Below are 26,027 nucleotides of genomic sequence, written 5' to 3' on the forward strand. Positions count from 1 at the left end.
AACGGTCAAAATAAGTAATGATTAGTTAAATTAATTAAAATGTTAAGAGGCACTGTACGTTGTCTTACTAAATGCCTCTTATTTGCTACTTGTTGAACTTACATATAATCGCTACACTTCCAGCCATTCTCAATATTCCTGCCTGTTAATGAACAATATCGATACTTTGTTTGGTCAAACTGGTCCTTTTGCACTTGCAATAAAAGGATATGCCCCACGAAAACCACAAATTGATATGGCAAAATCAGTTGCCAATGCAATTAAGCATGATAAGCAGGCTATTGTTGAGGCAGGTACAGGCACAGGCAAAACATTTGCTTATTTAGTTCCTGCGTTACTTTCTGATAAAAAAGTCATGGTGTCGACCGGCTCAAAAGCACTGCAAGAACAATTGTTCCATCGAGATTTACCTACGCTTAAAAAAATACTTGGTAAAGGAAAGAAAATAGCGTTACTAAAAGGGCGCTCAAACTATTTATGTATTGAGCGATTAAATCAGCATGTTACACATGTACCGGTTGACGATCCAGATGTGATGCATCAATTAGCAATGGTTGCCAAGTTTTCAGGTGAAACCCGCTCAGGGGATATGGCCGACTGTAGTGGCATTGAAGAAGATGCCAAAGTACTGCCATATGTTACATCAACAGCTGATAACTGTTTAGGTAAAGAATGTCCTTCGTTTCAAGATTGTTTTGTCAGAAAAGCCAGAATAAAAGCAATTGAATCAGACTTAGTGGTTGTGAATCATCATTTATTTTTAGCTGATGCGGTAGTAAAAGAGTCAGGTTTTGGTGAACTAATCCCTAATGTAAATTGTTATATTTTTGATGAAGCACATCAGCTTCCCAATATTGCCTCAGAATATTTTGCTAGCCGTGTTAGCACCCGAATGGTAATTGAACTAGTTCGTGATATTCGCTTAGTTTACCGTGCGGAATTGTTCGATATGATCCAGCTTGGTAAAACAATTGATAAACTTGAAACCTCAGTGTGGGATTTACGTTTACAATTTCCAAGTGAAAGTCAGCGCGGTGATTGGCAACAAATGATAAAACAGCCAAATGTTTATCGTGCCATTGAACGTGTGATTAATGACATTAGTTTTCTCTATCAAGTGCTTAAACTCTGTTTAGAACGCAGTGATAAAATAGAAAAGTTATTTGAGCGAACCGCAAGCCTCAAAGGGCAGCTAGAAACTATGTATGAGGCACAAAAGCCAGGTTATAGTTTTTGGTACGAAACAACAAAGCGTCATCTTACTTTTAGTATCACACCATTAAATGTCTCGGAGCGTTTCAGGGCACTTGTAGATAATGCAACTTCTAGCTGGATTTTTACTTCTGCAACACTTGCTGTTAATGGTGACTTAACGCATTTTGCTAATGATCTTGGTTTAAGTACCTCAATAATGGAAGTCTATGACAGCCCATTTGATTACGAAAATCAGGCGATGTTATGCATACCGCGTTACTTACCTGAGCCAAGTAAATCAGAAATGGGTTTTTCAATAGTAAGTATTGCAAAACAAATGATTAAAGCTGCAAAAGGGCGATGTTTTATCCTTTTTACTAGTTATCGCATGCTTAATTTAGTTGCAGATGGCTTAGCTCATAGTGTGGAGTACCCGTTATTAGTGCAAGGCCAAGCGTCAAAACGTATATTGCTTGAAAAGTTTGTTATGCATGGCAATTCGGTATTGCTTGGTACTGCATCTTTTTGGGAAGGTGTTGATGTGCGAGGTGATGCATTATCTTGTGTTATTATTGATAAGTTACCCTTTGCTGCACCGGACGACCCACTTCTTCAAGCAAAAATGAAGTCACACAGTGGGCAAGGGCACGACCCTTTTTATTCGTTACAATTACCCAGTGCTGTAATTGCATTAAAGCAAGGCGTGGGTCGATTAATACGTGACCAAAAAGACAAAGGCGTATTGGTAATTTGTGATAATCGCCTTGTTACACGTGAATATGGTAGAATCTTCCTCGCCAGTTTACCAAACATGGCGCGAACCCGTGATTTATCAAAAGCGTCAGAATTTTTAGAAGCAATTAAATAACTTATGACAAAAATACTTTTATTAGATGCAGCCACTGAGGCACTTTCTGTGGCATTAAGTTGTGATTTAGAAAATGCACATTTTGAAGTGTGTCCTCAGCAGCACAGTCAAAAAATGTTACCGTTAATTGACTCAATCCTTAACAAGGGCAACGTTTCTTTAACTGATTTAGATGCAATCGCATTTGGTAGAGGGCCAGGTAGTTTCACAGGTGTACGCGTAGGTGTTTCTGTAACTCAAGGGCTTGCATTCGCTGCTAACTTACCTGTTATCGGCATTTCTAATTTACAAATTATGGCCCAGCAGGCATTTGATAGCTGTGATGCTGATTATGTGATTGCCACAATTGATGCGCGTATGGGTGAGATTTATTATGCAGAGTTTAAGCGTGGCGAAAATGACCTTGCTGAATTTGCATCAAGCGAACAAGTGTTAAAACCCGAAGACCTTCAATTGCCGAGTATTGACGCATTAGTTGTTGGTACTGGTTGCCAAACTTACAGTGAATATTTTTCTGCTGATAACTTTACGATTAATAATGACATTACATTACCAAATGCGCGTTTTATGGCAAAACAAGCAGAGCTTGAATTAGCACAGGGTAATACGGTTGCAGCAGCAGATGCGCAGCCTGTTTACGTGCGTGATACTGTAACCTGGAAAAAACTACCGGGAAGAGAGTAAGACCAATTAACTCAAATAGTTGTTCATCTTAACAGACTAGATATCATGCAACTGTGTTTGAATTTATCAATGTAGAACAATTGCATAAGTAAATTTCGCATAGTATCCATTTGATTTATCTAACGCTAAGCCTGATCACCTACTTAACAAAATTGGTATAAGAAAATAAAAAGGGTGCGTTAATGCACCCTGATTTTTATTGCTTAATAAAGTTAATTAACTTACTCGCAATTTCGGTATTATCGAGATGACCTCTAAATTCATCTGCACCTTTACCATACGCTAAAATCGGTACGTCAATTGCGGTATGACCTGAGGTTGTCCATCCGGTATTAGACGCTTTACTAATAAGCATTTTCACATGCTCAACAAGTTGCTCTTTAGCTGATGTTTCGCTAGATTTTTCATTTTTAGCCGTCATTACCTTATTTACAAGCAACTCAGCTTGGTCTTTATCAAGAGTAATTGCTGTTTTATCCTGCCAGGTAGCTAATAAATTGTCTGATTTCATTAATGCCTTAGCAATTTTACTGCCACTTGCTTTAACGCCTTTAATTACATTTGTATGCCAAGAGTAATCACCATTAGCACCTAGAGTTAAGCCGCCAGTGCTATGATCTGCGGTAACCACTAATAATGTTTCCGGGTTACTATCTACATACTGCTTAGCTTTCTTAATTGCATTTGCAAAATCGTCCATTTCAGCCATGGCGCAGGCAATATCATTAGCGTGACCACACCAATCTATTTGCGAGCCTTCTAACATGACAAAGAAACCATTTTCTTTATTTTTATCTAATAAAGAGAAGGTTTGTTCTGCCATATCACTAAGACGAGTAGGGTATTGATCAATCGCATAGGCAAATGCTGTTTCTTTAAATAACCCAATAGCAGGTAATGAATTTATGGTGTGTAATTTATCGTAATCGCTTTCATAGTGATAACCAGCTTGTTTAAATTCGCTGACTAAATCGCGATCTTCACGGATAAAATATTTGTAACCACCACCAAGTAGCAAGTCCACAGCAAGTTTGCCATTTACTTTTACATCAATGTAATCGTCGGCAATTTCATTGTAATTACGTCGGTATTCATTATGCGCAGCAAAACTTGCAGGTGTTGCATGATTTATCTGAGATGTAGCAACAAGTGCAGTTGTTAAGCCTTTTGACTTAGCAATTTGCAGCATTGTTGTAAGAGGTTTTTTATGAGTATCAACGGCAATAGCACCATTGTAGCTTTTGGTTGCAGTGGATAGAGCCGTTGCACCGGCAGCACTGTCAGTTACTACTGTATCATCATCAGGGCTAGTACGAGCCATGCCAACAAATAACTCATCAAAAATTGTTTTTTCAACGACTTTAGTTGACGGGTCATCCATATAATAGCGATAACCTGCTGTATACGCAGGTCCCATACCATCACCAATCATATAAATTATATTTTTAGGCGCTTCGACATTTGCAATGGCAGTTGATGAAAATAACACTGCTGATGCAATTAAAGATTTTTTCATGTGTGTTTAGTTCTATGTTATTTTGGCGACAAACATAACGTATTTACACGTTAAATAACATTTTTATCGGTGAATTCATTGCAACAAAATAGCTTCGAAACATTTTATCAGATCAATGAACTAACAATTGCGTGTCAAAGGGTACAAAACAATGCAACTAAAGTAATTGCTTTGCATGGTTGGCAAGATAACAGTAATTCTTTTGTACCTCTTATGAGTGAACTCTCACATTTTGATTGGTACGCGATTGATTTTCCAGGGCACGGCAAATCAGATTGGCGAAATAGCCAAGCACATTACTACTTTATCGATTATGTTGATGATGTGTTTAGGTTAAAACAGCAAATAGCGCCAAATGAACAGGTTATTATTATAGGCCATTCAATGGGGGCGATGGTTGCTAATCTTTTTGCTGCCTGTTTTCCAGAGCATGTTAAAGCAGTGATAGCAATTGAAGGGATTGCGTGTGTCACAACAGATGAAAATGAAGTGACGACACAATTAAAGAATGCCATATTAAATCGTACCGAAAATAAAACCAAACGTATATTTTCAAGTTTTGAACAAATAGTGAAAGCACGCATAGCTGTAAGTGATTTAAGTAAACAACACGCATCGCTTTTAATGGAAAGAAATACAGAACTATTAGAAAATGGTTACAAACTATGCACAGACCCAAAGCTTAAACATCACTCTGGGTTTCGTTTTACACCTAATCAGTGTATAGAAATGTGTAAAAATATTATAACGCCAATGCTCGTAATTAAAGCAACTAATGGGTATTCTCTAGTAAATCAAGGTATTGAAAAATATAGTAAATACTTTTCAAACCTAACGATAAACCAAGTTTCTGGTGGGCATCATTGCCATTTAGAGTACCCCAAAGAAGTAGCTAATAAGGTTAACGTTTACGTAAAGGGTATGTTTTAAATAGTTTGTATAACGTGAATAAATATGTGAACATTAGCGCTTTAGAGTATTTACTCAATTGTTAATTCGCCTTACATGAATTAAGGTTTAAGTTGAACACAAACAATAAATATAAATTATAGGAGCCTATCGTGGAAAAGATTTGGTTGAAGCGTTACCCAGCGGGAGTTCCTGCTGAAATAGATCCACAGCACTATGACTCCCTGCTTGAACTATTTGAAAAAAGCTTTCAAGATTATTCACAGCTTCCAGCCTTTGAAAACATGGGCAAAGTTTTCTCATATCAGCAGATGGATAACGCAACAAAGCGATTTGCTTCATATTTGCAAAATCAATTAGGTGTTAAAAAAGGCGATAAAGTCGCTGTTATGATGCCTAATCTGTTACAAACACCTATTGCTATCCTCGGTACACTACGTGCTGGCGCAACAGTTGTAAATGTAAACCCGCTTTACACAACACGTGAGCTTGAGCATCAATTAAATGATTCTGAGACTACAACAATCATTATTCTTGCTAATTTTGCTCGCACATTAGAAGAAGCGTTACCTCACACTAATGTAAAAAACATTGTTGTTACTGAGATTGGTGACATGCTTGGTGGTGTGAAGAAACACTTAGTAAATTTTGTAGTAAAGCATTTAAAGAAAATGGTACCGGGTTATACATTACCAAATGTGATTGAATTTGCTGATGTTATGAAACAAGGCGATGCAACTAAGTATACTCGTCCAGAACTGACACAAGATTGCCTTGCATTTTTACAATATACCGGTGGTACAACGGGTGTATCAAAAGGCGCAATGTTAACCCATGGCAATATGGTTGCAAACCTTGAACAAGTAACAGGTTGTTTAGACCCACTACTTAAGAAAGGTCAAGAAATGGTCGTTACAGCATTACCGCTTTACCATATCTTTGCTCTAACAGCGAATTGCTTAACCTTTATGAAATATGGTGGTCATAACTTACTGATCACTAACCCGCGTGATATGAAAGGTTTTATCAAAGAGCTTAAAGGTAAAAAATTCACTGTAATGACAGGTGTTAATACCTTATTCAATGGCTTACTAAATTCACCAGGCTTTTCTGAACTAGACTTTTCTTCACTGAAAATTTCACTTGGTGGGGGCATGGCTGTTCAGCGTCCAGTTGCTGAAAAATGGCAAAAAGTTACTGATTCTCGCTTAGTTGAAGGCTACGGTTTAACCGAGTGTGCACCACTTGTAACAGTCAGCCCGTATGATCTCGATGGCTTTAACGGTTCAATTGGTCTACCTGCACCAAGCACTGAACTTAAAATTGTTAAAGAAGATGGCACAGAAGCTGAACTGGGTGAATCAGGTGAACTTTGGGTAAAAGGCCCACAAGTTATGAAAGGTTACTATAATCGCCCAGAAGCGACAGCTGATTGTTTAAATGACGGTTGGTTCGCAACGGGTGACGTTGCAAAATTCGATGAAGAAGGTTTCTTCTATATTGTTGACCGTAAAAAAGACATGATTATTGTATCTGGCTTTAACGTATTCCCTAACGAAGTGGAAGAAGTGGTTGCAATGCATGACGGTGTTCTTGAAGTAGCTGCAATTGGTGTTCCTCATGAAGTAAGCGGTGAACAAGTTAAGATTTTTGTTGTGAAAAAAGACCAATCACTGACAGAAAAAGATATAATTAAGCATTGTCGTGAAAACTTGACCAATTACAAAGTGCCTAAGTTTGTTGAATTCCGTGAGGATTTACCAAAAACTAACGTCGGTAAAATTTTAAGACGCGCACTTAAAGAAGCAAGTTAATGGGGTAACCCAAAATTTAAAAACCGGCATAAGCCGGTTTTTTTATGAGGAAATACAGTGCAGTACGCATTAATAACAGAACAAGAAAGTCTCGATTTAGCCATCACGGATTATTCAACAAAGCCAATCCTTGCAATAGATACTGAATTTATGCGCCGTCGCACCTTGTATCCAGAGCTTGCCTTACTGCAAATTTATGATGGCAAAATGATTAGTTTAATAGACCCAACAGCCAATCTAGATTTATCAGGCTTTTGGCAGTTAATGGAAAATACTAATATTATTAAAGTATTGCATTCACCTTCTGAAGATCTAGAAGTGTTTTCTCGTCATGGTAATTGCATTCCTAAACCGCTTTTTGACACACAATTTGCTTTAAGTTTACTTGGTGAGCGCAACTGTGTTGGCTTTGCCAATATGGTGGAAATGTTACTTGATGAGCAAATAGATAAAAGTGAATCACGCACCAATTGGTTGCAAAGACCATTAACAAAAGCTCAGCTTGATTACGCGGCAGCTGACGTATTTTATTTAATGCCTTGCTATGAATTAATAGCTAATAAATTATCTGAGCAGAAACAAGCAATTGTTGTAAGCGAAAGCGAATTAATTGCAAATAAACGCGCTTACGATACTCCGCTCGATTTAGCTTATCTTGATATCAAAAATGCATGGCAATTAAACCCGAAACAATTAGCTGTATTACAACAAGTTGCTGGTTGGCGGTTAAACCGTGCACGTGAGAAAAATTTAGCACTTAATTTCATTGTTAAAGAATCAATCGTATTTGAAATTGCAAAGCAACAACCAACACATTTTGGTGCGCTAAAGCGCGTGTGTGAAGGTGATCAAGCACTTATTAATCGCTATGGTAAAACCCTTATCAATTTAGTAAAGCTTGCGCTTGAAAAAGATGAAAGCGAGTATCCTGCAAAAATAAAACGTCTAATTGATTTTACGGGCTACAAAAAATCACTGAAAGATATGCGTGCTAAATTAGAATCAATAGCAAATCAAAATGACATTCCGCTAGATGTGCTTGCAAGTAAAAAGCAAATGAACCAATTGATCAGTTGGAAATGGAAAGAAAAAAGTGAAGAGGCAGGGCAATTAAAACCTGATCTAATGCGTTCTTGGCGTAAAGAAATTGTCGAGACAGGTTTAAAAGACTGGTTTTAAAAAAATAATAAAAAAGCCTGCATTGAGCAGGCTATTTTTATTATTTTTCGTCTGGCAAGGTAACATTTAGTTCCAGTACTGCCAGATCATCTTCATTTTGTTCAAGCTGTACTTGAACCTGATCTTGCTCGATATTTACGTACTTACGGATAACATCTAAAATGTCTTGCTTTAATTGTGGCAAATAATCCGGCGTGCCACGGCTAGAACGCTCATGAGCAACAATAATTTGTAAACGTTCTTTTGCTAAACTTGCAGTTGTTTTCTTTTGCGAGCGAAAGTAATCAAGTAATGACACATTAACCTCCAAAAATCCGTTTAAGTAGGCCTTTTTTCTCTGCTTCTAAGAAGCGGAAATCGACCTTTTCACCAAGCAAACGGTCAATGGCATCAGAGTATGCTTTGCCTGCATCTGAATCTGAGTCAAGAATGACAGGCTGACCTGAGTTTGACGCATTTAACACTGCTTTTGACTCAGGAATAACACCTAATAAGTCAATTGCTAGAATATCTTGAACATCTTCAACTGATAACATTTCACCAGAAGCAACACGCTCAGGGTTATAACGAGTAAGAAGGAGATGTTCTTTCACATTCTCTAAACCTTCTTCAGCACGTTTCGATTTGCTTTGTAAAATACCTAAAATACGATCCGAGTCACGTACTGATGAAACTTCTGGATTGGTGGTAACAATCGCTTCGTCGGCAAAATAAAGTGCCATCATAGCACCAGCTTCAATACCCGCTGGTGAGTCACAAATAATAAAGTCGAAGTCTTTTTTAAGCTCATTTAGTACAAGCTCAACGCCTTCTTTGGTTAGTGCATCTTTGTCACGAGTTTGTGACGCAGGCAGGATAAATAATTTTTCTACACGCTTATCTTTAATAAGTGCTTGATTCAAATTAGCTTCATTGTTGATTACATTTACAAAGTCATAAACTACTCGACGCTCACAACCCATAATTAAATCAAGATTACGAAGACCAATATCAAAGTCGATAATAACGGTTTTATAGCCTTTTAAGGCAAGTCCTGTTCCAATTGCAGCACTTGATGTGGTCTTACCAACACCGCCTTTACCTGATGTGACAACAATAACTTTTGCCATGAAATTTATCCTTTAAACCAAAGCTGAAATTTTTAATGATTCGTTTTCGAGTGATATACATGCAGCATTGCCCCATGATTCACCTTGTAGTGAGTCGCTTAACCAGTAATTACCATTGATTGAAACAAGTTCGGCATTTAATTTTTGACAAAATATTACTGACTCTTGGCCCTTTGCTCCTGCAATAGCACGTCCTCTAAGAGTGCCATAAACATGAATATTGCCATCGGCAATCACTTCAGCACCTGGGCTCACTGAACCGGTAATGATGAGATCACGATTTTTAGCATATACTTGCTGACCACCACGGACATTGCCACTAATAATCTGTGCAGGTACAAAAACTTCTTTTTCAACGATAGAAGTATTTGCAGCAGCTTGTGGTTTTGCTTTTGGCGCTTGATCTTTGCTGTAGTTTAAAATTGATAGTTTATGCAATTTTGCAGCAGTATTTTGTTCTTCAGTACCATTACAAACCCCAACAGGGTTGAGTTGTAAATCAATTAAAGATTGCTTTAATTTAGCAAAGTCGACGTGTTCGTTTGGAATGGTTTGCAAGTTAACGACAATTGGCGCACCGAAGAAAAACTTTGGCACTTGAGCAATTTTTTCGTCCAGTTGACTGATCAAGCCGTCAATATCGTTCTTAAATAAGTGCAATACAGACAGCGTAAAAAGGTTCCCTTTTAATTCAAAAATTTGTTCCGACATAATCTCAATTATTATTATAAAAATTACTGGCTGATTTTATTCTAAAATCGAGCCGTTAAGCGCAATTTATCTCACTTTTAGTGTATGCCATGGTATAGTGTGATGCAGTGTTACGCAAGAAGTAAAAGGTGATTGAATGCTTAGTGCAGTATATAAAAGTAAAAAAAAGGCGGATACCTATCTCTATGTTGAAAAAAGAGATGATTTTTCAAAAGTTCCGGAACCTTTAATGGCCACTTTTGGTCAACCAAGTTTTGTGATGTTAATTAATTTAGCAAAACGCGAAAAACTCGGTGTGGCTGATCTTGATAAAGTTCAACAAGAGTTAACTGAAAAAGGGTTTTATCTTCAGTTGCCACCTAAACAAGAAAGTTTATTAGACGAATTCAGAAAACAAAATGGAGTTTCTCAATAGTGTTAAAAAAACTCGCCCTAATCACAGCAAGTCTTATTTCGGTCTCTACCTTTGCAGATGAAGAGCAAGCAAAATTTAATCAATACGTTGCAGATTTAAAAGTTGAAGCAATTGAAAAGGGATTTACAAAATCAATTGTTGAAGATGCATTTGCAACTATCAAATTTAAAAAGAAAGTAATCAAGGCTGACAAAAACCAACCAGAAGTAAAAGAAACATTAGAAACTTACTTACCAAAACGTGTTCCGCAATGGAAAGTTGACAGAGCACGTAAGTTATATAAAGAAAATCAAGACGTTTTAGAACAAATCGCGAAACAATATGGCGTTCAGGCTCGCTTTATTGTGGCACTTTGGGGTCTTGAAAGTAACTTTGGTAAAATCCAGGGCTCAATTCCGGTAATTTCTTCGGTTGTTACACTTGCATACGATGGACGCCGTGAAGATTTATACAAACGTCAATTGTGGGCAGCATTAACAATTTTAGAAGAAGGTCATATTAGCCTTGAACATTTTAAAGGTTCATGGGCTGGTGCTATGGGTCAAACGCAGTTTATGCCAACCTCTTTTAATGCTTATGCTGTTGACTACGACGGTGATGGTAAAAAAGACATATGGCAAAACAAGGTTGATGCATTTGCATCGATTGCTAATTACCTTAAAAAAGCCGGTTGGAATGATGATTTAACTTGGGGTAGACAAGTTTTATTACCAAATGACTTTGACTCGAGTAATATTTTGCAACGCGGTACCCGTACACGTAAACAGTGGCTTGAAAATTGGTCAAAGTCCGAGCGAGATTTAGCAGCTTGGCAACAGCTTGGCGTAAGGCGTACTGATGGCTCTGATTTACCACAAGTAGACATTAGTGCAGCTCTTGTCATGCCAGATGATGAAAATGGCCGAATGTATCTTGCTTACGATAATTATAAAGCATTAATGCATTGGAACCGTTCTTACTACTTTGCCACTTCTGTTGGCTATTTATCTGATCGAATTGGTTACCCTAAAATCTAGTCTTTTTATATATTTAATGGCGCTAAGTGCTTATTTAGCGCCATGTCTATCCTTGTTTAATTTCGCTTTTCTCACTTATCTAGCATAAAATAGACGCCTTAAAATTAGGGGCACATATGTTAGAAGAAAAATTTTGGTTAAATAAATCGTTAGCCGAGATGAATGATGAAGAGTGGGAAGCCGTTTGCGACGGTTGTGGTAAATGCTGCCTGCATACTTTCATTGATAGCGATGAACAAGACGACACCTTTGAAAGTACCGATGTACTGCGAGAAGGCGAAGAAATCATCTACACAGCAATTGTTTGTCGATACCTTGATACTAAAAAGTGTTTTTGCACGGAATATGAAAACCGCACCACGTTAGTACCCAGCTGTGTAAAACTTACGAAAGACAATATCGATAATATTTTCTTTATGCCACCAAGTTGTAGCTACCGTCGTTTACATGAAGGGCGAGGTCTTGCCTCATGGCATCCACTTTTAAATAATGGAAGCAAAGCTGTAATGCACCGTATGGGCATTAGTGTAAAAGGCCGTGTGATGAAAGATAATCAAATCGATATGGAACTATTTGAAGATTACATTGCTGATTGGCCTAAAGAGGACCATGATTAATGTCGTGCATAGAAGTTTTGCTGATTAACCCCAAAAGCCCGACAAATGTCGGTGGTGTTATGCGTGCAGCAGGGTGTTATGGCGTTGATAAGGTGTATTACACAGGGAATCGATATGGTTATGCGCAAAAATTTGCTACAGACACAAAGCAAAGAGTAGAAGAAATACCACTACAGGCAATTAACGATATCTCTGAATTGGTTAAGTCCGATACTAAAATAATTGCAGTTGAATTAATCGATGGGGCAACGCCATTACCGCACTTTTCACACCCAGATAATGCCATCTATGTGCTTGGTCCAGAAGACGGTTCCATACGAAAAGATGTACTTAAGTATTGCGATGATGTGGTGTATGTTCCTACCAATGGCTGTATGAATCTAGCTGCAACTGTCAATGTTGTGCTTTATGATCGATTAGCAAAGGCCACTAATACAAATTACTCACGTGAGTTTTTGTTACAAAATAGAGATAACAATAATAAAATAACCTTTAGAAAATAATCTATTGCGTTTATTTAAAGCTTAAAGAGCAAAGGGAGTTTACAAATGGCATTCACAACTAACTTAATGCGTTTTGTGTTTATGCTTGTTTCGCTTTGTTCTTTTAATATTGCCGCACAAGAATATGAAAAAGAGTGGGGTATAGGTGCAACTATCAGGCAGGCAAGTATTCCATTCAAAACTGAAAGTGATAGCGTAAGTAGCTTTGTTCCTATGATGTTTTTTAAAAATGATCACTTTTATATTAAAGGATTAGAAGCAGGCGCTTATCTGCACTCGAATGAAAAACATCATTTTAATGCAATTACTAGAATGCGCTTTTTTGATATTCCATTTGAGTATCAAAACCAAGTTCAAGGCGATACTTTTGACTTTGGGGCTCAATACAAATTTAAGCTAGATAACTCACAATACCTTGTTAGCGAGCTGATGACTGATTTAGAGGGTAACCCTTACCTTAACTTAGGTTACCTGTATAACTACAATAAAGCTGACTGGGATATAAACCTTTCATCGACATTACGCTATAAAAGTGCGTCATTTAATAGTCATTATTATGCACTTAACGAGCTCACAAACGAACAAATTGGTGCAGGTGCAGATTTAACAGTCAAAGCGGAAGGGCGTTATCACCTAGTAAGTAATTTGTATTTGCTTGGCTCTGCATCGATTACTGCATTTTATGACAATGTAAAACATGCAAATGCAATTGATAACTCATATTCTCACGAACTTTTTCTAGGTTTTGCATTTTTTAATAACAAACACACCGCGCCAAAAACGATAGATAACAATGCCTATTGGCGTGTTGCACATGGTTTTGCTACTCCTTCAAATATCGGTGATATCCTTCGGGGTGATAGTGAAAAAGATCCTTATAATAATCAATTAAGCTCGTTATTTTATGGTCACCCCTTAACAGATGATCTATTTGGTTTACCTTTAGATATATACCTCACTCCAGGTATCGCATGGCATTGGCAATCGGAGGTGCAATCTAATATTCAAGAATATGTTGTGGCGATAAAAGCCTATTATACTTTGCCACTGCCATGGCGAGTTAGATTGGGCATGGCTGAAGGGCTTAGTTATGTATCGAATGTGACATACATAGAACGTTCTGAAATGGAACGCAAAGGTTATCGCCCCAGTGAATTAATGAACTATTTAGACTTTTCATTAGATATAAATTTAGGCGATGTGCTTAACTCACCAAAGCTCAATAAGACATGGCTTGGTTACAGTATTCATCATCGTTCTTCTATTTTTGAGTCAGCTCAACAGTTTGGCAGAATAAAAGGTGGGAGTAATTACAATACCTTTTACCTCCAGTTTTCTTTTTAACTATTAGAATTAAAACGGCTAAATACGTAGCACCATTTTAGTAACATCTTCCTTTATAATAACAACGGAATGTATTTCTGTTTTGTTTTTATTTCTCTTTCTAAAAGGCAGTTCCATTTATGACAATGAGAATGCTTTTTTGTCATTTCGTTGAAAAATCTTGGTTATATTTATGTTAATACTCATCTGAGTGGAAAATAGATAATTAATTTAAAGCATTGATTTTTAATGTCAAAATTTCTTTAGATTTCACTTTTATTGATATGTAATGTAAATGACATGTTTATGAAACCCTTGTGTCATTTTGCGCCTCTAGACTATGCGCAATCATTTAATAGGGTTACATAAAATGTTTACAACTAAGTTTAGTCGAAAGATTTTAGTAACTGCATTAGTGGGATGTTCACTTTCTGCAGTAGCTAACGAACAGCTTAAGCCTGTGATTGACAGTGCAAGCAAAATTAATCAATCAGCACAAAAATCACAAACTAAAATAGATAAAATTGCTGACACAATGCAAGGACGTTTGCAGCAATTTAAAACTGTTAATAAAGAAATTGATGGTTTAACAATTTATAACAAGCAATTAGAAAAACAAATTTCTAATCAGCTGTTAGAAATGGAAAACATTAACGTATCAATCGACCAAGTGTCAGTAATTGAACGTCAAATCACCCCATTGATGTTAAAAATGATTACATCACTTGAGCAATTTATCGCGCTCGATGTGCCTTTCCTTCCAAAAGAGCGTGCCAATCGCCTTGCTTCTCTAAAAGAGTTAATGGATCGTGCAGATGTTGCATCAAGTGAAAAATTCCGTCGCGTACTTGAAGCGTATCAAATTGAAGTTGATTACGGTCGCACCATTGAATCATATACAGGCCTTATCGATGTAGATGGTCAAGAACGTGAAGTTGATTTCTTACGTATTGGCCGCCTTGATTTAATTTACTTAACAAAAGATGGCAAAAAAGCAGGTGTTTGGAATACCGAGGCAAGCAATTTTGAACGCCTTCCAGATAGCAATATCTCGCAAATTAATAAAGCGATTCGCATTGCTAAAAAGCAACTTGCACCAGACATGCTAACCCTGCCAGTTAAAGCAGTTTAATTCGAGGCCATTATGTTACTTAAGAAATTTGTTAAATCAGTTGTAGCTGCAAGTACATTGTTAACTATCACAGCGGTTACTGCAGAACCTGTAAATCTTGATTCGCTATTAAAAACGTTAGAACAAGGTAATTATCAGCAATCACAAGAAAACCAACAACGTGAAGCCGAATTTGCCAAAGCTAATACCCAACAAGCAGCATTACTTCGTGCTCGAATCAATGCCCGTGATGGCCTTATCAGTGATTCAACACGTCTTGAAACGCAGTTTGAAGAAAATGAAATCAAACTGGCGAACATGAGTGAAACGCTAAACAAACGTATGGGTTCATTAAAAGAGTTATTTGGTGTTTTACAACAAGTTGCTGGTGATACACAAAGTAAATTTATTACATCGAATGTGTCAGCTGAATTACCTGGTCGCGGTGTGTTTTTAAGCGAACTTGCACAAAAAATGGGTTCAAGTTCAAAGCTTGCGTCTATCGAAGATATTGAAAAAGTATGGTTCGAATTACAACGTGAAATGACAGAGCAAGGCAAAGTATCACGTTTTAACCGTGATGTTATTGTAGCTGGCGGCGAAAAAGTTAATAAAGAAGTTGTGCGCGTAGGTTCATTTAATTTAGTTGCAGATGGGAAGTACCTAACTTACAACGCGACAACTAACACGTTATCAGAACTAACACGTCAACCTGCTGCACGTTTTCAGTCAAGCGCTTCGGATTTACAAACAGCGAATACTGGTTTTGTTGACTTTGCACTTGACCCAACTGGTGGTTCAATTCTAGGACTACTGGTACAGGCACCGAGCACTGAAGAGCAAGTACACCAAGGTGGTGCTGTAGGTTATGTGATCCTTGCAATTGGTTTAGTTGGCTTATTGATTGCGTTAGAACGTTTTGTTTCACTAATGATTATGGGTGGTAAAATTAAGCGTCAACTTAAAACTGATGTGGCATCAGATGACAACCCACTTGGTCGTGTTATGAAAGTAAAAGATCAGTACCCTGACGTAACCTATGACACGTTAGAGCTTAAACTTTCTGAAGCAATTTTACGTGAAATGCCACGTATCACACGTAACTTAACACTTATTAAAATCATCTCTGTTGTAGCACCGCTATTAGGTTTACTTGGTACCGTAACGGGTATGATTAATACCTTCCAAGCGATTACGTTATTCGGTACGGGTGACCCTAAACTAATGGCAGGCGGTATTTCTACAGCGCTTGTAACCACAGTGTTAGGCCTTGTTGTCGCAATTCCTACGGTATTTATCTATACACTACTTAATACACGCTCTAAAAACCTACTGGTAATTTTGCAAGAACAAAGTGCTGGCATTATCGCTGAGCGTAGCGAGAAAGGTGCGCAGTAAGATGGTTATCTTTGGGGACTTCATCAACGCGATACGCGATTTCCTAGACACCGGTGGCTCAGTACTGCTGGTGATCGGAGTCCTAATTTGCGCTATGTGGTTGCTGGTAATCGAACGTTTTTTATATGTTTTCACAACATATCGTTCGAATAAAAAATCAGTAATTACAAATTGGTTTGCTCGTGAAGAACGCAATAGCTGGGAAGCCGAGCAAATTAAACAAGCAAATATTTCGCGTATTAGCTTAAAGCTTAATCACAATCTACCCATGATTAATATGTTGGTTGCACTGTGCCCATTACTTGGATTACTAGGCACAGTTACCGGCATGATTGAGGTATTTAATGTAATGGCAATTACCGGTACAGGCAGTGCTCGTTCAATGGCATCGGGTGTATCTAAAGCAACTATCCCAACAATGGCGGGTATGGTTGGTGCACTTTCGGGTGTATTTGCCGCAACGTATTTACAACGTAAAGCAAAGCGCGAAGTTGCGCTGTTGGACGACAAATTGGTCTTAGACCACTAATACCAATTTTAAGAATTTAGGAGCTAGTTATGAGAGCACCATTAGCAAATGTTTTTCAAGAAGAAGAAAACGAAGAAATTAATATGACACCAATGTTAGATGTTGTATTTATCATGCTTATTTTCTTCATTGTAACAGCCACTTTTGTTAAAGAAGCTGGTATTGATGTAAACCGCCCTGAAGCTGCAACGGCAGTTAAAAAAGAGCGAGCCAACATCCTCGTTGCCATTTCTGACAAAGGCGAAATTTGGATCAATAAACGCCAAGTAGATGTGCGTGCAGTACAAGCAAACATAGAACGTTTACATGCTGAAAACCCACAGGGCAGTGTAGTTATCCAGGCAGATAAAAAAGCCACTACCGACACCCTAATTAAGGTGATGGATGCGGCGCGTTCTGCTGGTGTATTTGACGTATCGATTGCGGCGCAGGAAGCGTAAAAATGCGTTATTTAATTTCCACGTTAATCGCAATTATAGTTACTGCACTCCTATTTTTTGGCATGCAGGCACTTATTCAAAGTGGTGATGGTGTGGCAAGCGATCCGGTAAAAGGAAATGTACTCGATTTTGTCAGACTCAAACAAGAAGAGTCGGTGCAAAAGAAAGAACGTAAACCACAAAAACCGCCAAAGCCAAAAGAGCCACCACCGCCAATGGCACCACAGGCAAGTAGTTCTGATACAACGCAAACGGCTAGTAACTTTGATTTTTCAGCAAATGTTGACACCAATGTTGATTTAGCAGCAGGTCTTGCGCTTGATTCTGGTGATGGAGAATACCTGCCTATTGTTAAGGTTTCACCAGTGTACCCTCGCCGTGCGCTAAGTCGTGGTATTGAAGGCTATGTAATTGTTGAATTCACAGTAACAAAAGCCGGTACGGTATCACAGCCGCGTGTGATACAAGCCGAACCCGAAGAGATATTTAATCGAGCAGCAATGGATGCAGCATTAAAGTTTAAATACAAGCCGCGTGTTGTTAACGGTGAAGCAGTAGAAGTAGCAGGTGTGCAAAACAAGATTACTTTCCAAATTAATGGGTAATCTATTTAAGGCAATGATTTTTGCATTGCCTTAACTTGTGCCTTTAAACACTTAGGTGTTTGTTAAAAAATTTAGTTAGGTTGAATTACAATGTTGAAAAGAAATTTAATTAGTATTGCGTTAGTAGGTTGTGTATTTGGTGCACCACTAAGTGATGCTTTATTTAATACCCAATTTGCTTCGCTTAGTGCTGAAGAAGTCCAAACTAAACGTGTTCCGGCACTTCGCAATAAAGTTTATACCCAGCTTGCGCGTGCACAAAAACTCGCTGACGATGGCGATGTTGCAGCGGGAATTGAAGCACTCGATATCGTAAAGAAAAAGTCATCAAGCATGAATAGCTATGAGATTGCTATGATGTATAACTTTTATGGCTTCATTTATTACAATGAAAACCGTGTAAGTGAAGCAATGACGGCATTTGAAAATGTAGTTAAGCAAGACCCAATTCCAGAAAGCTTAAAATTAAATACAATTTTCTCGCTAGCACAATTAGCAATGGCAGAAGGGCAATTTGATAAAGTATTAAGTTACCTAAATGATTGGGAAGCATTAAATACTAAACCTCCACAAGCCAACTATTACGAGCTTAAAGCGAACGCAAGTTACCAGGCTAAAGATTATGAAAGTGCTGTTCAATTTATAAATACAGCAATTAACTTACATGATGCTGAAAATAAAGAAGTAAAAGAAAACTGGTATGTATTACTGCGTGCTTCTTATTACTCATTAAATCAACCAAAAGAGGTTGTACGTGTTTTAGAAGAAATGGTGCTTCGCTTTGATAAACCAGAATACTGGGTACAACTAGCGGGTATGTATGGTGAGGTTGGCCAAGATAAGAAGCAACTTGCGTTAATTGAAACAGCAAAACAGCGTGGTTTCTTAAATGATGGAACAAAGCTTAAAAATCTTGCGCAAATCTACATGTATTCAGGCCTTGCATACAAAGCTGCTAATGCAATGGAACTTGGTTTTGAGCAAGGTAATATTGAGAAATCAGCAAAAAATCTGATTTTTGTAGCTGAAGCCTATATGCAAGCACGAGAAGATAAAAAAGCGGTACCATTTTTTATTGCTGCTTCAAAACAAACTGAAACAGGTGAATATGATCGCCGTTTGGCTGAAGTGTACTTAAACTTAGAAATGTTTGATGAAGCGGCAGATTCAGCTCGTTCAGCGCTTGATAAAGGTGGATTAAAGCAAGAATCAAACGCATTTATTGCCCTTGGTATGGCGCAATATAATTTAGAAAATTTTGACGCTGCTATTTTAGCATTTGAGCAAGCAAAGAAATTTAAAAAGGCCGAACGTTTAGCATCACAATGGCTGCAATATGTGAAACGTGAAAAACTTGATAAAGACACGTTAGCGAAGGCTTATTTGTAATAGTTTTATAAAATAAAATTTGTAATCAACCTCTAAGGGACCTTTATGGTCCCTTATTTCATTTTAAATCAGGCACTTTTGTTTAAAACAAAAACTGACGCCAATACTCCACATTTTAAGAAATCTGACAAGAAACTGTCATCCACATGTTAATTAAGTGTAACCCATTTGACACATAAACCCTCTAACGTATACGCAATTCTAAATTAGTGCATAAGCACACAAAAGCTAAAAAGCTTAAAACTATCAACGGAGAAAACAATGAAACTTTCTGGTTTATTTAAAGTGAGCATGGTTGCGTCAGCATTAACACTTGCAGGTTGTGGCGGTGGCGATATCAATATTACACCAACAACAATTGATAACAGCGTAGACAATTCTGTAACAAACCCAAGCACAGGTACACCAGTAGAACAAATTTCATGTGCAACTTACACATTAGACGGTGCTGAGTTCACAGGTGAAGCAGAAGGCGTAAACTGTGTTTACAGCCAAGCATTCGCAAGTAACGCAAAAGACATTACAAGTTCTTTCGTTATTCCTCGCCTTGAAAATGGCGGTGCACACGTATTTGAAGGTGCGCTATTCATTGGTAAAGACATTGATACGTCAACAGGTGCAACAATCGATGATAACGGTCCAACATTATCAATCGAAGCGGGCGCTACAATTGCATTTACTAAGCCTGAAAGCTTTATCCGTATTGCACGTGGTGCAAACATCGAAGCAATTGGTGAAGTAGACAAGCCAATCGTTTTCACTTCAATTGCTGAAGTTGATGGTGATGATGCTACAACAGCACAAATTGGTGACTGGGGTGGTATTCAGGTTAATGGTCGTGGCCATTCAATCCGTTGTTCTTCAGAAGCAGCTTCTCAAGATTTATGTAACCACGCTGCAGAAGGCATTGTTTCATACTACGGTGGTAACGACCCTCAAGATAACAGCGGTATTTTAAAGCACATTGTTATCAAATACGCAGGTTACGGTGTTGAAGGTGATGAGCTTAATGGTTTAACACTTAACGCTGTTGGTTCAGGTACAACGATTGATTATGTTCACGTACACAATGGTTTTGATGACGGTATCGAACTATTTGGTGGTTCTGTAAACCTTAAGCACATTGTTGTAACTGAAACTGGTGATGACGGTGTTGACTGGGATGAGGGTTGGAAAGGTATGGGTCAATACATCCTTGTTCACTCAAAGCAATATGGTAACCACGGTTTCGAAACAGATGGTGCTAAGAAAGATCCGCTTTCTGTTGATGGTCAAGGCCTTGTAACTACAGTTTCTAACCCAATCATTGCAAACGCAACTGTAATTGGTACAGGTTCTGCTGGTGCAGAAGGTCGTCGTACTGGCGCAGGTATGGAAATGAAAGAATGGGGTAAAGCACACATGGCTAATATCTTATTCGCTAACTCTTCTACAGAATCAGGTTCTGCTTGTTTAGATTTATACAATGAAAAAGACAAGTCTGGCGCTGCAGGTGTTCACGCAAATGCTAAAAACGGTGACATTAAGTTCGAAAGTGCAATCTTTGCATGTGGTCTTCAGTTTGAAGAAGTAAACACAGCACTTGAAGGTGACTTAGCAGGTTTTGATATGGCTGCATGGTTTGCTGCAGGTAGCAATAACCAAAACATCGGTTTTGCAAGCTTCGATAACATCTTTGCAGCTGACGGTGTATCTACCAAAGCAGCAATGATGGATAAAGACGGTAACGCAGTAACCGCTGTTGCTAAAGACATGAGCGAAGTTAATTCATTCTTTGATAACGCAGGCTACGTAGGTGCAATTCAAGAAGGTGCAACTGGCGATTGGGCTGAGTTCGTTAAAGCTTCGCTAGCTCGCGCTGGTCAATAATCTAAGCCAAATAGTGAGTTTTGGTGTGGCAAAATGCCACACCTTTTTATAAGTACTATCGGTTTAGAGGATTTTAATATGAAACCAAATAAGCAATTTAAAGCTAATTTAGTTACGCTTTCAGTGCTTTGTGCGTTTTCGTCATTTTCCTCAATTGCAGATGATAATGAACAAGCACAAGTACAACAGGAAATTGAAGAAGTTGTTGCTACAGCCAGCCGTTTAAAAGGCAGTGCAAGTGCAGTAATTGAAGAGCGTAAAAACCAAGCTTTCGTTGCCGACATCATGGGTGCTGAACAGATTTCACGTACTGGTGATTCAGATGCAGCTTCCGCACTTCGTCGTGTAACAGGTTTAAGCTTAGTTAACGATAAGTTTATCTACGTACGTGGTCTTGGTGAGCGTTATTCTAGTGTACGTTTAAATGGTGCATCAGTACCTAGCCCAGACTTAACACGTAGCGTAATTCCACTTGATATTTTCCCATCAAGTATCATTGAATCACTATCAGTTCAAAAAGCGTATTCACCGAATATGCCAGCAGCGTTTGGTGGCGGTGATGTGAATATTCGTACCAAGAGTATTCCAGATGAACGTGTTTTTAAAATTGATATTGGTGCAAGCTATAAAGACACCAATGATAAAGGCTATACCTACGAAGGTGGTAGCGATGATTGGCTAGGCACAGATGATGGCTCACGTGCAATGCCTGGTACAGTGCGCGCTGCACTTAATCGCTATGTTAATGGCCTTTCTGATATTTCTATTCGTAATATTCGCGATGTTGAATCTAAAGCACTTGGCAGTGACATTGGTCAAGATGCTGCAATTGCGCTTAATAAAGACTTAATTAAAGCATTGCCACGCGATTATGGATTAACGAAAGAAAGTTTAAATCCTGATTTTGGTGTAAAAGCTGTTTACGGCGACCGTTTTGACGATTTATTTGGCTTTGGTGGTTCGCTTGGCTTTTTAGCAAGTGTTGCTTATGACAATGAATGGTCAAATTCTGAAGAGTTTTCAGCGGTACTTTCTGCAGTTGACGCAGCAGCAACGGGAGATTGTTCGACGAATACTTTTGCCTGTTACTCGGCTAAAAATAACAAGCAATCGACTAAGAATAATATCAAGTTAAATACCTCGTTTAACTTAGGTTATAAGCTAGATGGTCATGATTTAACAGCAACTTATATGCAACTTCGTGATACTGAAGATGAAGCATCAGTTGCAATTTATCAAGAACCTTCAAAGTCCTTAAGTATCGAAGATGGTCAGGTTCAGCGTAGTCACACTACATCGTTTGAAGAGCGCCAACTCGACATTCTTCAAGTACGTGGTCAGCATAACTTAACTTGGGGTTTACTCGATGGTTTCGGTGTAGATTGGCATTATACTGATTCAACAGCAACCACTGAGATCCCAGGTGAACTTGAAATCACAGTACGTGATGAGTACCAAGATGGCCAGTACCAACGCACTTTCTATAATGGTTCGCTTGGTGGCAACCCGTATTTATATCGCTTTGTTGATATGGAAGATCAGGTAGAAAACTGGGGCGTAAATGTTAATAAAGTATTCTATTTCTCTGGCTCTGATTTAGAGTTATCGGGTGGTGGTTACTTTATTGAGAAAACCCGTGACTATCGCACGGATTTCTTCAACTATCGCTTTGCGCAAACACAGCAAGTTGAGTTAGCACAAAGTGAAGACCAAGCGTTAAATATTGGTAGTTATTTCAGTAGCGATAGCATGGTTGATAACACAGACGTTGAAATTCTTTTCCAAGAACCAACAGCTGATGATTACCTTGCTGCACAAATGATTGATGCTTACTTTGGTGCGTTTGATTTCACTATTAACAACAACTGGCGCTTAAGTGGCGGTGTACGTTATGAAGATTTCCGACAAGTAGCATTAGCATTTTCACGCAGTGCATTCGACCCATCATTGCTTGCTGATAAGCTAAGCAGTGAAGCTATCGAACAAGCAACTGTGTTAGAAGATGATTATTTTGGCTCGTTATCAATGACATATAGCCAAGATACGTATCAAGTGAGATTTGGTTACGGTAACACAGTGGTTCGCCCTGATTTACGAGAACTTACTCCGGTACAGTATCAAGATCCATTAACAGATTACCGTACTTTAGGTAATCCATATCTTGAATCAAGTTACCTTGATAACTTTGATGCCCGTGTAGAGTTCTACCTTGAAAGTGGTGATAACTACTCAATTGGTGCTTTCTACAAAGATATCGACAGCCCAATTGAAGCACTATTAACCGAAAGTGATGGTCGTTTCACACTGCAATTTGATAATGCAGATAACGCTGTTGTTTATGGTATTGAAGCAGAGTGGATGACAGAACTACACGCCGATATGTTAGGTGGTGCGTTCTTCACATCAGGTAACATCACAGTGAGTGACTCCGAAGTAACCATTCTTGAGAGTCAACGTGGTGATTTAACAAATTTAGAACGTCGTATGACGGGGCACTCTAAATACGTTGCAAACTTGCAGCTTAACTATGATTCGCATAATGGTAATCATCAAGCGTCTGTAATTTATAACGTATTTGGTGACCGTATCTTAGCGGCAGGTGTTAATAACTTTGATGATGCCTATGAGCAACCAATTAATTCATTGGATGTTGTTTATAGTTATTATCCTAACTTTAACTCAACAATTACGTTTAAAGTTAAGAATGTGTTAGGTCAAGACTTTGAAGTTGAGCAAAATGACGTGTTAATTCGTCAAAAAGAAATGCCAACGGAAATCAGTTTAGATTTTTCATATGAGTTTTAATAACCGACTCTAAAACCAGTGACTTTCAACTAAACCTAGCGTATTTATATACCTAGCCAAAAAGCTCAACAATTGTTGGGCTTTTTTTTATGATATTTTTTCAACAATCCCAGTTATACGGTAGATTTCTAGAAGTCTAAATGATAGATTCGAATTTCTGCCAAAATGCAGAACATTAATAACTCTCACGCATCAAAAAGTTATTACATTTTATTTAGGAATTTGAATTATGTTAAAAGTTGGTTTAGTCGGTTGGCGTGGTATGGTTGGCTCCGTATTAATGGAGCGTATGCAACAAGAAGGTGATTTTAATAAAATTGATGCGACCTTTTTTACCACCTCACAAACCGGTCAGCTTGGTCCTGATATCGCAGGCGATGCAAAACCACTTCTTGATGCAAGTGACGTTAACGAACTTGCAAAAATGGATATTATCTTAACTTGCCAAGGCGGCGATTATACTAAAGCAGTGTACCCTGGTTTACGAGAAACAGGCTGGGATGGCTACTGGATTGATGCTGCCTCTGCACTGCGTATGGCTGATGACAGTATTATTGTGCTCGACCCTGTAAACCTCGATGTAATTAAACAAGGGTTAGAGCAGGGCGTTAAAACATTTGTTGGTGGTAACTGTACTGTCTCACTTATGTTATTAGCACTTGGCGGCCTATTTGAGCAAGATTTGATTGAATGGGTAAGTCCAATGACATATCAAGCAGCATCAGGTGCCGGCGCGCGCAATATGAAAGAACTTATCGCACAGATGGGTGAAATTCATAAGGAAGTCGCTGATAAGCTTGATCCTGCCTCTGCAATTTTGGAAGTGGATAAACTTGTTTCTGAAAAAATTAAATCAGATTCACTGCCAACCGATCAATTCGGTGTGCCATTAGCAGGTAGCTTAATTCCTTGGATTGATGTGCCAATGCCATCAGGTCAAAGTAAAGAAGAATGGAAAGCGCAAGTAGAAGCGAACAAAATTCTCGGCAGCAATAAACAACCAATCCCTGTAGATGGGTTATGTGTACGTATTGGTGCAATGCGTTGTCACTCGCAAGCAATGACCATTAAACTTAAAAAAGACATTTCTGTTGAAGAAATTGAGTCGATTTTAGCGTCACATAACGAGTGGGTTAAAGTTGTACCAAATGAGCGTGATGTTACAAGTAAAGAACTGACACCTGTTAATGTTACTGGTACCTTGTCTATTCCGGTTGGTCGAATTCGTAAATTATCGATGGGCCCTGAATATATCAGCGCATTTACTGTAGGTGACCAGCTACTTTGGGGCGCCGCAGAACCTCTTCGTAGAATGCTGAGAATCATCACAGATTAATAAATAAAAAAGCCATTACAAACGTAATGGCTTTTTTATAAACAATATATTGTATCTCTTACTCTCAAAACTAAATTTTTAATTGTTTCTAAATGATTTCCTTCGCTTAAATCCATATTCACAATAAACTGAATAGTATTTAACAGCAGTTGCTGATTTGATTGATTAAAACCAAGATTTAGCGTTAACCAGTTCATTTGCCAAGATGGAAAACATATGGTTGAAAAGGTATTAAAACTACACTCAAAATAAATTGTATGGCGATCATCTTTTTTCAGCGTTTTTAAAAGGGTTTGAACAGCATCGTCAGAACTTTCGATGTATTGCAAAAACATTCCATTTTTGAAATATAAAAAACCTGTGATATTTAACAGTTTGTTTTTTGTGGCAAAATCAGCACACAGAGCTTGTAACTCTTGTTCAGTAAATTCTCGATTAGCTTTACTGAGATAAACAATACTATTTACCACACAAAAATACCTAAACAATAATAATCTAATTATTTTAGTTCATTTTTAAAGGGAAGAATAACAAGGTTACTTAAATACACCGCATTTAACATAACGTACATTAGAGGTTATTATGATTGCGCTAATGCGCCCTTGTTAGGTTCTGCTGCAAGTCCAACACATAACGATATAGCCACACATGCAGCACTAATCTTTTTTATAACATCAGTCCATATTT

24 protein-coding genes are annotated in these 26,027 nt (G+C 38.1%); 19 read left to right on the forward strand and 5 right to left on the reverse strand.

The window, feature by feature from the left end:
- Positions 1–148: 148 nt before the first annotated feature.
- Both yoaA and tsaB read left to right on the forward strand, forming a co-directional pair.
- Positions 149–2,062 (forward strand): DNA repair helicase YoaA, encoded by a 1,914-nt coding sequence (gene yoaA, locus AAEU29_RS17945; protein ID WP_421974597.1) that lies wholly within the window; start codon positions 149–151, stop codon positions 2,060–2,062.
- 3 nt (positions 2,063–2,065) lie between these two features.
- Positions 2,066–2,746: a tRNA (adenosine(37)-N6)-threonylcarbamoyltransferase complex dimerization subunit type 1 TsaB gene (gene tsaB / locus AAEU29_RS17950; protein WP_421974598.1), complete on the forward strand. Its 681-nt coding sequence runs from the start codon at positions 2,066–2,068 to the stop codon at positions 2,744–2,746.
- Between the two features lie 196 nt (positions 2,747–2,942).
- On the opposite strand, the gene AAEU29_RS17955 is transcribed toward tsaB, so the two are convergent.
- The gene (locus AAEU29_RS17955) at positions 2,943–4,262 is read right to left on the reverse strand and encodes an alkaline phosphatase (protein WP_421974599.1); all 1,320 of its coding nucleotides are present in this window, start codon (positions 4,260–4,262) and stop codon (positions 2,943–2,945) included.
- 78 nt (positions 4,263–4,340) lie between these two features.
- On the opposite strand from AAEU29_RS17955, the gene AAEU29_RS17960 reads away from it, so the two are divergent.
- The 3 genes from AAEU29_RS17960 (at position 4,341) to rnd (ending at position 8,164) form a co-directional block, all read left to right on the forward strand.
- A complete protein-coding gene (locus AAEU29_RS17960) occupies positions 4,341–5,192 on the forward strand; it encodes an alpha/beta hydrolase (RefSeq protein WP_421974600.1) in 852 nt (283 codons plus the stop codon).
- 131 nt (positions 5,193–5,323) lie between these two features.
- A complete protein-coding gene (gene fadD, locus AAEU29_RS17965) occupies positions 5,324–6,985 on the forward strand; it encodes a long-chain-fatty-acid--CoA ligase FadD (RefSeq protein WP_421974601.1) in 1,662 nt (553 codons plus the stop codon).
- Positions 6,986–7,042: 57 nt separating this feature from the next.
- Positions 7,043–8,164: a ribonuclease D gene (gene rnd, locus AAEU29_RS17970; RefSeq protein ID WP_421974602.1), complete on the forward strand. Its 1,122-nt coding sequence runs from the start codon at positions 7,043–7,045 to the stop codon at positions 8,162–8,164.
- A 40-nt stretch (positions 8,165–8,204) separates the two neighbouring features.
- On the opposite strand, the gene minE is transcribed toward rnd, so the two are convergent.
- From minE to minC, 3 genes are read right to left on the reverse strand one after another with little or no spacing between them, the layout of a single operon-like run.
- Positions 8,205–8,462: a cell division topological specificity factor MinE gene (minE, locus tag AAEU29_RS17975; protein WP_421974603.1), complete on the reverse strand. Its 258-nt coding sequence runs from the start codon at positions 8,460–8,462 to the stop codon at positions 8,205–8,207.
- A gap of 1 nt (position 8,463) precedes the next feature.
- Complete coding sequence (gene minD, locus AAEU29_RS17980; protein WP_274760433.1) at positions 8,464–9,273, reverse strand: septum site-determining protein MinD; 810 nt, start codon at positions 9,271–9,273, stop codon at positions 8,464–8,466.
- A gap of 12 nt (positions 9,274–9,285) precedes the next feature.
- The gene (gene minC, locus AAEU29_RS17985; RefSeq protein ID WP_421974604.1) at positions 9,286–9,984 is read right to left on the reverse strand and encodes a septum site-determining protein MinC; all 699 of its coding nucleotides are present in this window, start codon (positions 9,982–9,984) and stop codon (positions 9,286–9,288) included.
- A gap of 136 nt (positions 9,985–10,120) precedes the next feature.
- Here minC and AAEU29_RS17990 point away from each other — a divergent pair, with 136 nt between their 5' ends.
- The 14 genes from AAEU29_RS17990 (at position 10,121) to asd (ending at position 25,340) form a co-directional block, all read left to right on the forward strand.
- Positions 10,121–10,399 (forward strand): YcgL domain-containing protein, encoded by a 279-nt coding sequence (locus AAEU29_RS17990; protein WP_421974605.1) that lies wholly within the window; start codon positions 10,121–10,123, stop codon positions 10,397–10,399.
- A gap of 35 nt (positions 10,400–10,434) precedes the next feature.
- A complete protein-coding gene (locus AAEU29_RS17995; protein ID WP_421974621.1) occupies positions 10,435–11,415 on the forward strand; it encodes a lytic murein transglycosylase in 981 nt (326 codons plus the stop codon).
- A gap of 116 nt (positions 11,416–11,531) precedes the next feature.
- Positions 11,532–12,032 carry a YcgN family cysteine cluster protein gene (locus AAEU29_RS18000; RefSeq protein WP_274760429.1) on the forward strand — a complete coding sequence of 167 codons (501 nt, stop codon included), beginning with the start codon at positions 11,532–11,534 and terminating at the stop codon, positions 12,030–12,032.
- Positions 12,032–12,535 carry an RNA methyltransferase gene (locus AAEU29_RS18005; protein WP_421974606.1) on the forward strand — a complete coding sequence of 168 codons (504 nt, stop codon included), beginning with the start codon at positions 12,032–12,034 and terminating at the stop codon, positions 12,533–12,535. The genes AAEU29_RS18000 and AAEU29_RS18005 overlap by 1 nt, the downstream gene beginning before the upstream one ends.
- A 45-nt stretch (positions 12,536–12,580) precedes the next feature.
- The gene (locus AAEU29_RS18010) at positions 12,581–13,879 is read left to right on the forward strand and encodes a MipA/OmpV family protein (protein WP_421974607.1); all 1,299 of its coding nucleotides are present in this window, start codon (positions 12,581–12,583) and stop codon (positions 13,877–13,879) included.
- A gap of 349 nt (positions 13,880–14,228) precedes the next feature.
- Complete coding sequence (locus AAEU29_RS18015; RefSeq protein WP_421974608.1) at positions 14,229–14,990, forward strand: DUF3450 domain-containing protein; 762 nt, start codon at positions 14,229–14,231, stop codon at positions 14,988–14,990.
- Positions 14,991–15,002: 12 nt separating this feature from the next.
- Positions 15,003–16,367 (forward strand): MotA/TolQ/ExbB proton channel family protein, encoded by a 1,365-nt coding sequence (locus tag AAEU29_RS18020; protein ID WP_421974609.1) that lies wholly within the window; start codon positions 15,003–15,005, stop codon positions 16,365–16,367.
- A gap of 1 nt (position 16,368) precedes the next feature.
- Positions 16,369–16,896, forward strand: coding sequence for a MotA/TolQ/ExbB proton channel family protein (locus AAEU29_RS18025; RefSeq protein WP_421974610.1), 528 nt, complete (start codon positions 16,369–16,371; stop codon positions 16,894–16,896).
- 29 nt (positions 16,897–16,925) lie between these two features.
- Positions 16,926–17,336 carry an ExbD/TolR family protein gene (locus AAEU29_RS18030; protein ID WP_040135876.1) on the forward strand — a complete coding sequence of 137 codons (411 nt, stop codon included), beginning with the start codon at positions 16,926–16,928 and terminating at the stop codon, positions 17,334–17,336.
- A gap of 2 nt (positions 17,337–17,338) precedes the next feature.
- Positions 17,339–17,941 (forward strand): energy transducer TonB, encoded by a 603-nt coding sequence (locus AAEU29_RS18035; protein WP_421974611.1) that lies wholly within the window; start codon positions 17,339–17,341, stop codon positions 17,939–17,941.
- Positions 17,942–18,031: 90 nt separating this feature from the next.
- Positions 18,032–19,330, forward strand: a complete 1,299-nt coding sequence (locus tag AAEU29_RS18040; protein ID WP_421974612.1) for a tetratricopeptide repeat protein — start codon at positions 18,032–18,034, stop codon at positions 19,328–19,330.
- Between the two features lie 261 nt (positions 19,331–19,591).
- Entirely contained in the window at positions 19,592–21,199 is a 1,608-nt protein-coding gene (locus AAEU29_RS18045; RefSeq protein ID WP_421974613.1) for a beta-helix domain-containing protein, read from the forward strand.
- Positions 21,200–21,277: 78 nt separating this feature from the next.
- Entirely contained in the window at positions 21,278–24,004 is a 2,727-nt protein-coding gene (locus tag AAEU29_RS18050; RefSeq protein WP_421974614.1) for a TonB-dependent receptor plug domain-containing protein, read from the forward strand.
- A gap of 229 nt (positions 24,005–24,233) precedes the next feature.
- Complete coding sequence (gene asd / locus AAEU29_RS18055; protein ID WP_274760417.1) at positions 24,234–25,340, forward strand: aspartate-semialdehyde dehydrogenase; 1,107 nt, start codon at positions 24,234–24,236, stop codon at positions 25,338–25,340.
- Positions 25,341–25,375: 35 nt separating this feature from the next.
- Here the strand turns inward: asd and AAEU29_RS18060 are convergent, their stop codons facing one another.
- Entirely contained in the window at positions 25,376–25,810 is a 435-nt protein-coding gene (locus tag AAEU29_RS18060) for a BLUF domain-containing protein (RefSeq protein ID WP_421974615.1), read from the reverse strand.
- Positions 25,811–26,027 lie beyond the last annotated feature (217 nt).

The organism is Pseudoalteromonas aquimarina (assembly GCF_049257255.1).
Lineage (GTDB): Bacteria > Pseudomonadota > Gammaproteobacteria > Enterobacterales > Alteromonadaceae > Pseudoalteromonas.